At 42.2% G+C, this 14046-nt stretch carries 14 protein-coding genes and 1 riboswitch; of the genes, 2 read left to right on the top strand and 12 right to left on the bottom strand.

The window, feature by feature from the left end; genetic code table 11:
- The first annotated feature begins 325 nt into the window (after nt 1–325).
- Nucleotides 326–571, top strand: coding sequence for a hypothetical protein (locus V1500_RS22545; RefSeq protein ID WP_409302798.1), 246 nt, complete (start codon nt 326–328; stop codon nt 569–571).
- Between the two features lie 1223 nt (nt 572–1794).
- Here V1500_RS22545 and prfB read toward each other — a convergent pair.
- A protein-coding gene (prfB, locus tag V1500_RS22550; RefSeq protein ID WP_409306091.1) for a peptide chain release factor 2 occupies nt 1795–2896 on the bottom strand; the annotation gives its coding sequence in 2 pieces (ribosomal slippage) (nt 1795–2823 and nt 2825–2896; 1101 coding nt in all).
- A 139-nt stretch (nt 2897–3035) separates the two neighbouring features.
- Nucleotides 3036–5549 carry a preprotein translocase subunit SecA gene (secA, locus tag V1500_RS22555; RefSeq protein WP_409302800.1) on the bottom strand — a complete coding sequence of 838 codons (2514 nt, stop codon included), beginning with the start codon at nt 5547–5549 and terminating at the stop codon, nt 3036–3038.
- A gap of 304 nt (nt 5550–5853) precedes the next feature.
- On the opposite strand from secA, the gene V1500_RS22560 reads away from it, so the two are divergent.
- Nucleotides 5854–6177: a helix-turn-helix domain-containing protein gene (locus V1500_RS22560; RefSeq protein WP_409302802.1), complete on the top strand. Its 324-nt coding sequence runs from the start codon at nt 5854–5856 to the stop codon at nt 6175–6177.
- Between the two features lie 289 nt (nt 6178–6466).
- Here V1500_RS22560 and V1500_RS22565 read toward each other — a convergent pair whose 3' ends face one another.
- The 10 genes from V1500_RS22565 to fliS form a co-directional block, all read right to left on the bottom strand.
- Entirely contained in the window at nt 6467–6607 is a 141-nt protein-coding gene (locus V1500_RS22565) for an anti-repressor SinI family protein (RefSeq protein WP_409302804.1), read from the bottom strand.
- A 27-nt stretch (nt 6608–6634) separates the two neighbouring features.
- Nucleotides 6635–6721: riboswitch (cyclic di-GMP riboswitch) on the bottom strand.
- Nucleotides 6722–7109: 388 nt separating this feature from the next.
- The gene (locus V1500_RS22570; RefSeq protein WP_409302806.1) at nt 7110–7457 is read right to left on the bottom strand and encodes a helix-turn-helix domain-containing protein; all 348 of its coding nucleotides are present in this window, start codon (nt 7455–7457) and stop codon (nt 7110–7112) included.
- Between the two features lie 497 nt (nt 7458–7954).
- The gene (locus V1500_RS22575) at nt 7955–8125 is read right to left on the bottom strand and encodes an anti-repressor SinI family protein (RefSeq protein WP_409302808.1); all 171 of its coding nucleotides are present in this window, start codon (nt 8123–8125) and stop codon (nt 7955–7957) included.
- A 533-nt stretch (nt 8126–8658) separates the two neighbouring features.
- Nucleotides 8659–8832 (bottom strand): LytR family transcriptional regulator, encoded by a 174-nt coding sequence (locus V1500_RS22580; RefSeq protein ID WP_409302810.1) that lies wholly within the window; start codon nt 8830–8832, stop codon nt 8659–8661.
- Between the two features lie 250 nt (nt 8833–9082).
- Entirely contained in the window at nt 9083–9613 is a 531-nt protein-coding gene (locus V1500_RS22585) for a chromate transporter (RefSeq protein ID WP_409302812.1), read from the bottom strand.
- Nucleotides 9610–10179, bottom strand: a complete 570-nt coding sequence (locus V1500_RS22590) for a chromate transporter (protein ID WP_409302814.1) — start codon at nt 10177–10179, stop codon at nt 9610–9612. Before V1500_RS22590 ends, V1500_RS22585 begins: the two co-directional genes overlap by 4 nt.
- A gap of 63 nt (nt 10180–10242) precedes the next feature.
- Nucleotides 10243–11853 (bottom strand): gamma-glutamyltransferase family protein, encoded by a 1611-nt coding sequence (locus V1500_RS22595; RefSeq protein ID WP_409302816.1) that lies wholly within the window; start codon nt 11851–11853, stop codon nt 10243–10245.
- Between the two features lie 539 nt (nt 11854–12392).
- Nucleotides 12393–12953, bottom strand: a complete 561-nt coding sequence (gene hpf, locus V1500_RS22600; protein WP_409302818.1) for a ribosome hibernation-promoting factor, HPF/YfiA family — start codon at nt 12951–12953, stop codon at nt 12393–12395.
- A 271-nt stretch (nt 12954–13224) separates the two neighbouring features.
- Nucleotides 13225–13632: a flagellar protein FliT gene (locus V1500_RS22605; RefSeq protein WP_409302820.1), complete on the bottom strand. Its 408-nt coding sequence runs from the start codon at nt 13630–13632 to the stop codon at nt 13225–13227.
- Nucleotides 13572–13973 (bottom strand): flagellar export chaperone FliS, encoded by a 402-nt coding sequence (fliS, locus tag V1500_RS22610; protein WP_409302821.1) that lies wholly within the window; start codon nt 13971–13973, stop codon nt 13572–13574. The genes V1500_RS22605 and fliS overlap by 61 nt, the downstream gene beginning before the upstream one ends.
- Between the last annotated feature and the right edge of the window lie 73 nt (nt 13974–14046).

Consider the following 14046-nt stretch of genomic DNA (forward strand, 5'->3'; position numbering starts at 1 on the left):
ACAGATTGATGTCTGATTTTGTAAATCATGCTGGCCGGTTTTTACCCAATTCATATTATTTCAAGCAATTTCGCAAGGTTTTCGTTAAAAATCCCTCTACCTATACTATTTCATAAAATAGCAATCTTAGTAGAAGGCCGAATGTAGTATAGCATCCGTTTTTACAAGATGTAAATGCCAGCCAGATAAAGCATTAAAGCAATACAATCTTGTTAGTAGAGTTTTTCATTAAATTCCTTTAGGACCGTGTGTTGGTGTATAGGTTTTTCTGGGTAAAACATACACATCCATTTTGATTAAAGATGCTGGGGAGAACATATGAAAATTGGACTTCTCAAACATTTTGAAGTCAGGGCAACGAAAAAAGATGTTTTTGACTGCGAAAGAATTTGCTGAATGGGTCCATAAATATAATAGATCTGATATTAACGCTGCTTTTACAGCTGTCGAGAACGGACATGGGGAGATATGCTATACGAGTGACCAAATCGGGCTTCGGCATCCTGGTTTCTTTTACTTCCATTTCAAAACCAAGGAAAAAGAAACTGAACTGCGGGCCCACCAATTTTAAAACATGATTAAGGCAAGACCGCATACCAAGATCCTAATATTTTCGCATGGCTACTTTTATAGTACTCGCCGGTTTCTGAAGGAAAAGGGATTTCGAGGAACTCATGGAAGAACTTTAATAAATGAGAATTGGCGGTATGGGACAAATACAAAAGCGGGAGGCGCCCTGAGTGACTTCTAAATGAAGGTGAAACTTGATACTAAAGATTTATTATACAGAATAGACCGGGCAGGGAGAAACATACTTAAAGGCCTACGATGTGGAGTAGAAATAGAGGAACAAGCCGCAAAAACAAGATTTCACAACTAACAGGCAGGCTGCTCGTATCCAGGTTCAATAATTCATACAACTCGATTTTCGAGCATAAAACCCGGTTTCGAGCATAAGATTACAGATATCGATCATAAATCCCTGATTTCGAGCATAGAAAAAGAAACTTAGAGCATAAAACCCAATATATCGAGCATAAATGGGTGAAACCCAATTAAAATTTCTTACTTTTAGCAACCTAGATTCAGGTTTCAATCCAATTCTTTCAGTTTTATAAGATAAAGATTATATTTTTCTTTTAAAAGACTGAAAAAAGAACAGAATATTTTATTTTGCAGGTAACATACAGAAATGATAGTTAGCAGACAAAAGTGAACTACCACACGCAGAGTTAATAAACAGAAACCCCTCCCATTAAATAGCTCAAAAGCTATTTAATTGTGGTTGCAAATTGGTAACATAGGCCTGTACCTCAATTTTGAACAGGTAGACTAAAACCTTTTTCCCAAGCTAGTGAAGGGAAAAGCACTACAATCCTGGCGGGCCTTTCACATAAGACGCATCTTGTAACGGCGCCGTCCATCTGGATAGATGACTTATGACTTGTGGCCGACAAACCGTCACGTCCTGTGCGTTAGAGCTGAGCGCTGGCCGGCTATATGCGCAACGTGTTGGCGGTCCGCTAAAACTACATAAGTGGCAGGGCAGCTAATAACGCCATATATAGAAGGTGAGCTAAACATGCCGTCTCCTGGGACAACTCTGACTTACCTTACGTCCTGTAACGCCTGGCAACATTGCGACCCACTTCCTGTGAGCCTGCCGACGTCACTAGTTCATCACGACCAGCAAAGCCAGCCACTAACCAGGTTTTCAATCCATAATTTCTTAAACTTAAAAAACCCAAAACCATAAGCATCACTCACGGTTTCGGGTTTCTTCCATACATATAATTAATTTAATCTTGAACGCAAATAGGAGTCGATAAACTGGCTGATGTCCCCATCCATTACAGCCTGGACATTCCCGGTTTCTGTGCCGGTGCGGTGGTCCTTGACCATGGAATATGGGTGGAATACATAGGAGCGGATCTGGCTTCCCCAGCCGATTTCCTTCTGCTCACCGCGGATTTCATCCAGTTCCGCCTGTTGCTGCTCGATCTCTCTTTGATATAGCTTAGCCTTCAGCATGTTCATCGCATGGGCACGGTTCTTGATCTGAGAACGTTCTGATTGGCAGGTTACCACTACTCCGGTAGGAATGTGGGTGATCCGCACCGCAGAGTCAGTCGTATTGATATGCTGACCGCCGGCGCCGCTCGCCCGGTACGTATCAATTTTCAAGTCCTCAGTCCGGATATCGATTTCGATTTCATCATTAAACTCCGGCATGACTTCACAAGAAACGAACGAAGTATGACGGCGGCCTGATGAGTCGAAAGGAGAAATACGGACCAGACGGTGTACCCCTTTTTCGGCCTTCAAGTAGCCGTAGGCATTATGACCTTTGAATAGAAGTGTAACACTCTTGATCCCTGCCTCATCACCAGGAAGATAATCAAGTGTTTCCACCTTGAAGCCCTGCTTCTCGCCCCAGCGGGTATACATACGAAGCAGCATGGATCCCCAGTCCTGGGATTCGGTACCACCCGCTCCCGGATGAAGTTCCAGGATGGCATTGTTTTTATCATATTCTTCACTTAAAAGAAGCTGCAATTCGAAATCATTCATTTTCTTCGCGAGCTCAGTGATTTCTTCCTCCAGCTCAGCCTGAAGCTCGGCATCACTTTCTTCCTTTACCAGCTCATAAGTTAAGTCCAGATTTTCAAAAGTCTCATTCAATTCAGTCAACTGATTAACCTGGTCCTTTAAAGCATTCGCTTCATTGATCACTGTCTGTGCTTTTTGCTGGTCATTCCAGAAGTCTGGATCGGACATTTCGTTTTCGAGCTCGGCAATGCGCGCTTCCTTCTCTTCTAAGTCAAAGAGACCCCCTAAAGTCCGCTAAACGTTTAGCTGTTTTTTCAAGCTCATTTCTGATATCTGCTAATTCCATCATTCTTCACCTCATAAAATTTCTATTCATCATGTTATTACTGTAATCGCTAAGTGTTACTTGATATATGGCCGAATACATGAAAAGAGGCGGTAAACATCATTACCGGACCTCTTATCCATCGTTCATTTATCGTATATTATTCCACCTGACCGTGGCAGTTCTTGAACTTCTTGCCGCTGCCGCATGGACAAAGTGCATTACGTCCAATAGAGACACCTTTACGGGTCGGCTTTCTTTTCACAGGTCCATCTTCTTCCTTAGGATTGACAGCCTGGCCCTTAACAACCTCCTGGCGCTCCAGGTTGTTCTGGATTTCAGCCTTCATGATATACCGTGCCACTTCGTCCTCGATCGAGGCAATCATATCCTCAAACATCGCGAATCCTTCCTGCTGGTATTCCTGAAGCGGATTGATCTGTCCATAGGCTCTCAAGTGGATACCCTGGCGCAGCTGGTCCATCGCATCAATATGGTCCATCCACTTGCTGTCAACGGCACGCAGAACGATTACCTTTTCAAATTCACGCATTTGTTCGTCAGAAAGCTGCTGTTCTTTCTCATTATAATGCTCAGTAATTCTAGCCAGCAGCATATCAACGATTTGCTGAGAATCCTTGCCTTTAAGGTCAGCTTCTGTCACTTCGCCCTCGCTCAAGAGATTGCCGTTGATATAGTCAGCCAAGCCTGTCAGATTGTAGTTCTCCTCTTCTTCAAACGACGGAACGAATGCTTCAACCGCACGATTGACAGAAGATGTTATCATTCTTTCCACAATTTCACGAAGATTTTCACTGGCCAGCACTTCAAAGCGCTGTTTGTAAATGATTTCACGCTGCTGGCGCAGTACATCGTCATATTGAAGCAACTGTTTACGCGCATCAAAGTTATTGCCTTCCACTCGTTTTTGCGCGGATTCCACTGCCCTCGTCACCATCTTGCTTTGGATCGGTTGGGTATCGTCCATTCCAAGGCGCACCATCATGTTCTTCATATTGTCAGAACCGAAACGGCGCATAAGCTCATCTTCCATAGAAAGATAGAACTGGGTGACACCCGGGTCTCCCTGACGGCCTGAACGTCCGCGAAGCTGATTATCGATACGGCGGCTTTCATGGCGTTCCGTTCCGATAACTGCTAGACCACCTAGCTCTTTCACACCTTCACCAAGCTTGATATCCGTACCGCGCCCGGCCATGTTGGTCGCAATCGTAACGGCACCCTGTTGGCCTGCGTTCAAAATGATTTCCGCTTCGCGCTCATGGTTTTTCGCGTTCAGGACATCGTGGCGTACGCCCTTCTTCTTCAGGTAATCTGAAATAAGTTCGGAAGTTTCAATTGCCACCGTACCTACCAGTACAGGCTGGCCTTTGGCATTGCGTTCGGCAATATCCTCTACTACTGCACGGAATTTTCCGTCCATGGTTGTATAAATCAAATCCGCTCTATCGTCACGGATTACTGGTTTGTTAGTCGGAATCACAACAACATTCATATTATAAATATTGCGGAATTCTTCTTCTTCCGTCTTCGCTGTCCCTGTCATACCGGAAAGCTTTTCGTACATACGGAAATAATTCTGGAATGTGATTGTTGCCAGAGTCATGCTTTCGTTCTGGATTTCCAGGCCTTCCTTCGCTTCGATCGCCTGGTGCAGACCCTCACTGTAGCGGCGGCCCTTCATCAAACGGCCAGTGAACTGGTCTACGATTACAATTTCTCCATCCTGAACAACATAATCGACATCGCGGTGCATCGTCACATGCGCCTTCAATGCCTGATTGATGTGATGGTTCAGGGAAACATGGCTGATATCAAAAAGGTTATCAATATGGAAGCCCTTCTCGGCTCTTTCGATACCTTCCTCAGTCAGCTGCACGCTCTTTGTTTTTTCATCATACGTATAATCACGGTCTTTTTGAAGTGTGCGTACAAAGGCATTTGCCTGGATATACAGTGTGGTCGATTTTTCAGCCTGGCCCGAAATGATCAATGGCGTACGGGCTTCATCGATCAGGATGGAGTCGACTTCATCGATTACCGCATAGTGAAGCGGACGCTGTACCATCTGTTCCTGATAAAGAACCATATTATCACGTAGGTAATCAAAGCCCAGTTCATTATTTGTGCTGTATGTGATATCCGCATTGTATGCTTCACGCTTTTCTTCGCTGGTCAAGGAGTTCAGATTCAATCCTACTGTCAGTCCAAGGAATTCAAAGAGCTGTCCCATCTCCTTGGCATCACGGCTTGCCAGGTATTCGTTGACCGTTACCACATGAACGCCTTTTCCGGTAAGCGCATTTAAATACACCGGAAGTGTTGAAGTCAATGTTTTACCTTCCCCGGTCTTCATCTCAGAAATATTTCCATCGTGCAGGGCAACACCACCCATTAACTGTACGTAGAACGGGTACATGCCAAGAGCGCGCTTTGCACCCTCTCGGACAACCGCAAATGCTTCTACAAGCAAGTCTTCAACCGTTTCTCCGTTTTGGTAACGCTGCTTGAACTCTTCTGTTTTTGCCCTTAGCTGTTCGTCCGAAAGCTTTTCCGTCTCAGCAGCAAGCGCTTCTATTTGATCCGCCTTTTTTTCAAGCCGCTTGACTTCCCTCTTGTTTGGATCAAATACTTTATTTAATATATTAAGCATATTTTAACGCCCCTCTTATTAAAGAATCTGATCAGCTCAGTACTCTATTAACCGGGTAACATACTTTCGCCCGGGCATTTCTGTATAATGAAAAATTCTCCTTATATAGAGAATCTGACTTTACTTCAAAACATTCACCCTTAATTCTAACATGTATGCAAAATGCAGACAACTTGATGTACTTAAATAAAAGATAGATAATTCGCGGCATTTCCGCTAAAATAAGAATGGATTATACTATCATTTAACAGAGCCTGCACATAATATTAAAAAATTAGAGAAACCACATATGGGATGTGAGAATATGACGATTGGGGACCGAGTTAAACGAATCAGGGAAGAAAGAAAAATATCCATCTCCGAGCTGGCCGAAAAGGCGGGGGTTGCTAAGTCTTATGTGAGTTCACTGGAGCGCAATTTACAAACCAATCCCAGCATCCAGTTTTTAGAAAAGATAGCAGCTGTATTGAAAGTTCCTCTGGATGCCTTGCTATATGATGAAGTCAATACCGAAAACGTCGATGCCGAATGGCTTAAGATTATTCAGGAGGCGATGAATTCCGGCGTTTCAAAAGAACAGTTCCGTGAATTCATTGAGTTTAACAGATGGAGATTGAAAAAGGATTAGAATAAAAACTTGGGAGCACTGGGTTATCTGTGCTCCCTTTTGTTGTGATTCTCTCCGCTGTTGGCCCTCTGTACAATATTTGATGTATGGATAGCAACCCTACAAATTCCAGATTATAATAACGCTAGGTTCAATTGGATTAATATATATTAGAAAAATCGTTCAGATGCTCTTCCTTTAGTATACAGGAACTTCCATTATTAACCACAATTACAAAAAGAAACCCTTCAAAGCAGATAGGATACAGGACTGCTTTTGAAGGGCTTGTTCATAAACATTATCCAGTTTTTCATAGAATCTCCTGACCGCGCGACTTGATTAAAAAGTCCCTGATTTCCTCAATCTTTAATCCAGCGTCCTTCGCTTCAATAATTAACTGCACCCATTCCCGATCCAAATCTAGTTGTTCACAAATTCTAACGAACACCATTCACCCTCCTAAAATACCCATTGTATTTCAGGCAGTCCAGCCGTCATAGTATATACCTACCTTAGACCCGTGACTTTGCGTCCCTAATTTTCAATAGGTTTGCCCTTTTCTGTAAAAATAATCCAAAATTTTCGAACTATAAGGAAATTATAACGAAGAACAAGTATTTACTTTGGAGATTGGTGTCGTAGAATTATAAAAGTTTTCTGTATTTTATTTACAACATGGCCCATATTTCTACAAAAACAAAAAAATACCGAAGGAAATACCCATAAATAGTCAGGTTATTGTCGATATTATAGAGATTATTCTTTCTTTTATACTATTTTTAAAAGTAATATCGAAACAGAATCTTTTAAAAACAGAACAAAGAAACGATAGAGCATTATGTTCATAACCGTTCCTGCTCTCTATGTTTAACAATTCACAAATTTAAGAACAAAAACCCTATGAATGTACTAAATGTGGAATGACCTGTTGCATCAGATTCTGCTAAAGACCGTTATTTTTTACGCTTATCTTCCTTCTGATTTGCTTTTATAATTTCCTCAAGAAACTTTTCATCAATAATGCCAGCTTTTAATCCACTGCATATCAAATCGTTCCAATCTTTAATAACCTTCTTGGGTTCGGTCTCCTGCTTTATACCCTTTGCTGGCAACACAACAAGATCTTGAATGGGGACTTCGAGCACTTTGGCTATTTTTAAAACAACTTCAACGGATGGGTTAGTTTGTATATTTCTCTCCATTTGGCTTAAATAAGATTTTGATATCCCAGTTTTTCTGGCCAAATGTGACAAAGTTAAATTTTTTTCCTTTCTGAGCTCTCTTATTCGTGTCCCCAACATCCCCGCATCCTCCTAATTGCGCTTCCTCCTTTTTGTGTTCATAAAAGACAACTCTGTTCTATTTTAAGAACAAACGAGCCGCACGAGCCCCTCTCCAATTACAATCATCCATTTGTCATTTGACAAGGCATTGTCTGGGTTCATCAATGAACGGGCTTCCTAGTTATTGCACAAACCGGTCTGAAAGTATATTTATATTCCGGGAAAGCCAAACAGGATGTACATCATCCTCTGACATAGCCCGGCCAGTTCAACCTCATTTGTTATACGTACTACCATCAAATTAAGTATAAATATTTTATTTAATGAACAATGTTCTTATTAAAGAACTTTTAATTCGAGTTTAGTATAATTTCCCATTACTTTCAAGAGACTAAAAAGGTTTAAAATCTCCTTAAAAATAAAAAAATCATCGTTTTTCTACACTTTACTCTCTCATTCTCATTCTTTTGTTTTTTTATTGATTTCGACTAAGAGAATAATCTATTAGACTGTAATCAAATCATTCCTAATGTTTCTCTTGGTGATTTTTGATTTTCATCAGTTTTTTGGTTGGAATAAATAAATTCTCGAACTTCATCCAACATCAACCCAATTTCTTTTGCTTGCTTTACGAGTTCGATCCATTCTTGGTCAAATTCCGCCTCCATAGCCAACCTAGCAGTCAAATTAAACCCTCCCTAAAGTATGAATGAAAACATCCCCAATTTAATCTGATCGGTTCCTTCCGATTGATTGGAATTTCACCTGGTATACAGTGTAAGCAAAAGCTCACCTGGCCATTATATAAAAATCATCATGAAATAGTTGCCGATTTATGTAAGGAATATAAATAAACTTTGACCCATTTTATTACATTTTTTTATCACCGGCACTATACGCGAATAGGGTTCCTTCTTCCCAGCTTAATGGCTTTCCTTGTGTCCTTCCTTTGTTGAAAACGTCCTACAAGACCAACTTGGTGAAATTTTTGGTTTGTCAGGTCATGTCCGCATGTTGGACAGATCCAGGTTCCGAATTCGGAACTTCCAAAAGATGGCTTATTGCAGTTGTAACAGTTTTTTTGCAGCATACAAACACCCCTAATTTTTATAGGCTTAGTTATATCGAATTAAAATGCTTGGAATGCATATTATATCTTGCGGCAGAGGTGAATTCTTTTCCGAGTTCTCTTAAGTAGAAAATTCAGATAAGAAAGACCTTACAACCACTCCTTATTTTGACTTTTTAACAGATATAATTCCTCTCTTCGCTTATTAATCTGTTTATTCACTAAAAATTGAACCTCGGCCAATTTTTCTAAGGAGCGAACATCCTGGCTAATATACCTTAATGTCTTCTTCACGTTTTTAGGCAAATTATCGAACTCTTTCAATCCCGTCATCTCCCTTGGGAGAATTGTATTACATGTGAAGAGCTTTGCAAACGGGGTTATTTTGTCGTGAATAGGCGAAGACGTTGGTTTAATTTGTCGGAATGGCATAGGAGTATAGGAGGGGGAAATTACATCCTTTTTTTCGAAATATAGATCATTTTTCACATTCTTTTACCCTGAAGAAAGATCTAATAAACCACTTATTCAGTCAGACAGAAAAAACCTCCGATAAAACTATCGGAGATTTGAATTAACCGAGGAATATGCCTCCATATACAAGCGCACCTGCAATCACGTAAGCAGGATGCACCTTTACTTTTTCCATCAATATAAAACTGATGATTCCGATTGCCAGAGTCTGCAGCCAGCCTACGCTTTCATATGCCGAGAAGAAGAAATCATAAGTCATGATGCCTAAAAGCACAGCAATGACCGGCCTGACTACAACCGTCATCCGCTTGACCTGAGGCGATTCCTTATATTTCATTAACAGACCCAGCAAGCCTAAAAGCAAAATGAGGGAAGGTCCGACCGTGGCGAGAATCCCCATGAAAGCTCCCAGTATGCCTCCCTGTTCATAACCGATGTATCCTGCCATTTTTGTCGCAATCGGTCCAGGCAGCGTATTACCAAGGGCAAGCACTTCACTGAATTCTTTCGTTGTCAGCCAGCCGTATCGGTCGACCACTTCATTTTCGATCAATGGAATGGAAGCCGGTCCGCCGCCATAGCCCAATATGCCAGGTACAAAAAATGCCCAGAAAATCTGCCAATAAATCATGCGTTTGAACTCCCCTTCCGATCTCTCTTAGGAGAATTCCTTTTTACAAGTGCTCCAATCAAAAGAACAAATATGATAATAGCGGGATGTACATGCAATAGCTGCATGAGCACCAATCCTGCAATGATGTAAACAAGGGTCCATACCCAACCCAGGCTCGACTCTCCCGATTTCTTAAAGAACTCCCAGGTCATAGTAAGGAGCATCACGGCCACAACCGGCACGACAGCTGACGCCATCCCTTTCACCCACGGTTCGTCCTTATAAGAATTCAATGCGGTCATCAAAATAATCATCAGGATGATGGTTGGGACCATGGTGGCAATAAGCCCGTTAAGCAATCCCCAAAATCCGCCGACCCGGTAACCAATATAACCCGCAAGCTTTGTCGCAATCGGTCCTGGCAATGCATTTGCCAGAGCCAATACATCACCGAACTCATCCGAGTCCATCCATTTGTATGTTTCGACAACCTCTTTCTTGATAAGCGGAATGGAGGATGGACCGCCCCCATACCCCAGCATCCCCGCCCGGAAAAACCCCATAAAAATGTCTGCCTGCTTCAATTGTATCAACCTTTCTTTGCCTGGTTAGGAAGAGGGTTTAAACGCTCTCTGCCCGTATACATTTTACCAGGCAGCAATGCTTCCGTCAGTACGCGGCTCTGTTCCGCCCAACAATACACCTGATTCCGGGTCACGCCAGATGATCTGCCCGCGTCCAAAACCGCCGGTATCAAGAGCCACTTCGATTTGATGCCCTTTACGGCTCAAGGCCTGGGCAATATGGTTAGGGAAGTGCGGCTCCACCTGCACTTTTTTCCCGCTGATCCATTGCCATCTTGGCGCATCAAGCGAAGCCTGCGGATTGAGGTGGAAATCGACAGTATTCATCACAACCTGCAAATGTCCCTGCGGCTGCATATAACCACCCATGACGCCAAACGGCCCAACAGCCTTCCCGTCCTTTGTCAGGAAACCAGGGATAATCGTATGATATGTCTTTTTGCCCGGTTTTAACGCATTCGGGTGCTCAGGGTTTAATGAGAAATCATGGCCCCTGTTCTGAAGTGAAATCCCGGTACCCGGCACGACAATTCCGGAACCGAAGCCCATGTAGTTACTCTGGATAAAGGAAACCATGTTTCCTTCTGCGTCGGCTGCTGCCAGGTAGACAGTTCCGCCCCTTGGCGGCTGGTACGGAGACGGATCCAATGCCATGTCTCCAATTTCGCTGCGGCGGGACTCTCCGTACTGTTCAGACAGCAGCTCTTCCACTGTCACCTTCATATCTGCCGGATCGGTAATAAATGCCTTTCCATCCGTAAAAGCAAGCTTCATCGCTTCGATTTGCTTATGGTATGTGTCAACCGTATCCTTATCGCCAAATTCAAAGCCCTTTGCGATATTAAGTCCCAAGAGTGCGACAAGCCCCTGCCCGTTTGGTGGAATCTCCCATACATCATAGCCCCGGTAGTTCACCTTGATAGGGTTTACCCATTCTGCCTTATATGCAGCAAGGTCCTCCTTGGAAATAAAACCGTTATACTTTTTCGAGAATTCGTCGATTTTGTCGGCAATCTCTCCGCGGTAGAAGCTTTCTGCGTTTGTTTCTGCAATCGAACGCAATGTACTGGCATGGCCCACTGAACGCCAAATTTCGCCAACTCTAGGCGCACGTCCATCCGGAGCGAAGGTCTCAAACCAATGCTGGAACTCATCATCTGTCAGAATTTGTTTGTACCTGCGGTAAGCAAAATCCCAGTACTTCCCGAGAATCGGTGATAAAGGATAGCCTTTTTCTGCATATTCTATTGCAGGCTGTAAGACTTCCTTAAGCGATAATTTCCCGAATCTGCGTGAAAGCTCAGCCCATGCAGATGGCGCTCCGGGCACTGTTACCGGAATCAGCCCGTGTACCGGCATCGTTTCAATCCCTCTCTCTTTCAGCGCATCGATTGAAATGGATTTCGGAGAAGGCCCGCTTGCATTCAATCCATACAGCTCATCCTTCACCCATACTAGCGCGAACGCATCCGAACCAATTCCGTTAGAGGTCGGCTCCACCACTGTCAAAGCAGCAGCAGTCGCGATCGCTGCATCAATCGCGTTTCCGCCCTTCTTCAAGATATCCAGGCCAGCCTGCGCAGCCAGCGGCTGGGATGTCGCCACCATCCCATTCCTTGCCATCACAGTAGTCCGCTGGGATGGATATGGATGGTATTGATAATCAAAATTCATGAGACACACCTCATTTATGTATTTTTATATTTAGTATACCGAAAGATTACTATTTTTTCAGAAAAAATAAATATTCTTGGGAAATATTTTATATTGATGCACATTGCCATTGTCCTGTATGATGCAAAAGGGACAAATGACCCCCTTAATTGGGAAGTTTTACATACTAAATCCTCATAGATTCATCATTAAGTCACATGCTATGATAATTGTAATATTTCCCACAAAACTATTAATCCTAAATAATAGTAAGAAAGGAAAAACGCGTATGATGATTCCAACCTATCAAAGCAAAACATCAAAGGTCGTACATATCGTGGAAGATCAAAATACGTGCTCGTGCGGGGTCAAGCATAACAGCTTCTACGAACTCAGTAGAAGAGATTTACGAAACATTGTATTTAAACCGGTCGAGGAAGTAACCTGCGAGGCGTGCAGGAAAATGCTGAGGTCATATTCCAACTGACCCAAAAACGCAGTTCTGGAATCCAGAACTGCGTTGCTTTGTGGTTATATTTTAATGTGGAATTTTGTCGATATCAGTTAGGTTCAATCAACCCGTAGCGGCCGTCCTTACGGCGATATACCACGTTGGTTGTATTCGTATCAGAATTCGTATAAACGAAGAAGTTATGGCCCAGCATATTCATTTGGAGAATCGCTTCTTCACTGTCCATCGGTTTTAAGTCAAAACGCTTGTTACGCACAACCTCGAGCTCGCTTTCCTCTTCCTCAAAAGGCACTGCCTCTGGCTCCGCCTCGAGAGTTGTTGCTGCAAATAGCTCAGCCGTGCTTCCATTCGTCCGGAACTTACGGTTAACCTTAGTCTTATGTTTACGTATTTGGCGCTCAAGCTTGTCAGTAATCAGGTCAATGGCTGCATACATATCAGCATTTTCCTCTTCAGCCCGAAGCACTAAATGCGTCATCGGAATCGTCACTTCCACCTTAGAGGTATTATTGTTCACCTTCAGATTGACCATCGCATTCGCATCAGGTACATTGTTGAAATACCTTTCCAACTTACCAATCTTCTTTTCTACATACTCTCTAATAGCTGGAGTTACCTCAATGTTTTCACCGCGAACGTTGTAGTTCATAAAGCGAGTCCTCCTTTGTAAATAAGACTATATAGTTAGATTCTACGATACCCTTTACAAACCCTTCACAAACCACAAGCTAAATGTGTCGAAATTTTGAAAGATCAGTCGTAAATTGGAAACATGAACTGATATCGTATTTACACAATTATAACATTATCTGGCTTGACACCCAAATGATGTCCTTTGGGGAAATGAAAAAACCGCCTGACAAAGACGGTCTTGATTTAATAAGATGATTATTGCTCAATGTTTAACACATTCCATATAATCATTTTCTTTGATCGTAAAACATACCATCAGTCACTATTTTTTCATATGGATTTACATACTTATTATTAGATACCCTTTTCGACTTCACTTGTTTTATATCATGTTGAATAGCTTTTTTTTGTTCTGTTAAAAGTAACATCAGTTTTTGTTCCAGGGATAATAAAGTAAATCCAAGTACCTTATCCCCACTAGTAAATGGTGTAACTATCGTGCTGATTAACGTTTCTCGCCTAGCAAGTAGCTCCTCTATTAAAACTATCTTTTCATCACGACTGTCGGGTTGCATTGTCTCCAGAATTTCAATCAATTCAGTTGTTACCTGGTAATATTCTTGTAGCAAGCCCATTAGATGCGTCCATTTGAAGAATGTTGTTTTTGCCGGTTGATTTGGATAGCCTGCTTCCATGTATCACGGAGCTCCCTGACAAATTGCTCAACCTCTTCCACGATTTCTTTATTGTTGTGTATATTCGCTTCTACCAATCTGCGATACAAGTAATCGTACATAGACATTAAATCCTTTGAAACAGTTACATCCATATTTAAGGTAACCATAAATTCTTGGATGATATTCTGCGCTTTCTGGATATTAATATTTCTTTTCTCGATTGATCCTGAATCAATGGCTTTTTTGGCCTGAGATAAAAATTTGAGACAACCATCATACAACATAAGAGTAAGTTCACCAGGAGATGCTGTGTTTACCGAATTCTGCTGATAGGTTTGATATGGGTTACCAAGCGCCATGTATTACACTTCCTTTTTTTTGCTTTAATATGGATACAGTTTAACTAATTCCTATATTCTGATGCGTCTGTTG

This window comes from Peribacillus sedimenti (assembly GCF_046237635.1).
In the GTDB taxonomy this organism is placed as follows: Bacteria; Bacillota; Bacilli; order Bacillales; family DSM-1321; genus Peribacillus; species Peribacillus sedimenti.

Coding starts and splice junctions, on each gene's coding strand:
- V1500_RS22565 (WP_409302804.1), bottom strand. CDS start 6,607: ATGGTGTTCGTTAGAATTTGTGAACAACTAGATTTGGATCGGGAATGG.
- secA (WP_409302800.1), bottom strand. CDS start 5,549: ATGCTTAATATATTAAATAAAGTATTTGATCCAAACAAGAGGGAAGTC.
- V1500_RS22560 (WP_409302802.1), top strand. CDS start 5,854: ATGACGATTGGGGACCGAGTTAAACGAATCAGGGAAGAAAGAAAAATA.
- V1500_RS22595 (WP_409302816.1), bottom strand. CDS start 11,853: ATGAATTTTGATTATCAATACCATCCATATCCATCCCAGCGGACTACT.
- hpf (WP_409302818.1), bottom strand. CDS start 12,953: ATGAACTACAACGTTCGCGGTGAAAACATTGAGGTAACTCCAGCTATT.
- V1500_RS22570 (WP_409302806.1), bottom strand. CDS start 7,457: ATGTTGGGGACACGAATAAGAGAGCTCAGAAAGGAAAAAAATTTAACT.
- V1500_RS22605 (WP_409302820.1), bottom strand. CDS start 13,632: ATGGAAGCAGGCTATCCAAATCAACCGGCAAAAACAACATTCTTCAAA.
- fliS (WP_409302821.1), bottom strand. CDS start 13,973: ATGGCGCTTGGTAACCCATATCAAACCTATCAGCAGAATTCGGTAAAC.
- V1500_RS22585 (WP_409302812.1), bottom strand. CDS start 9,613: ATGATTTATTGGCAGATTTTCTGGGCATTTTTTGTACCTGGCATATTG.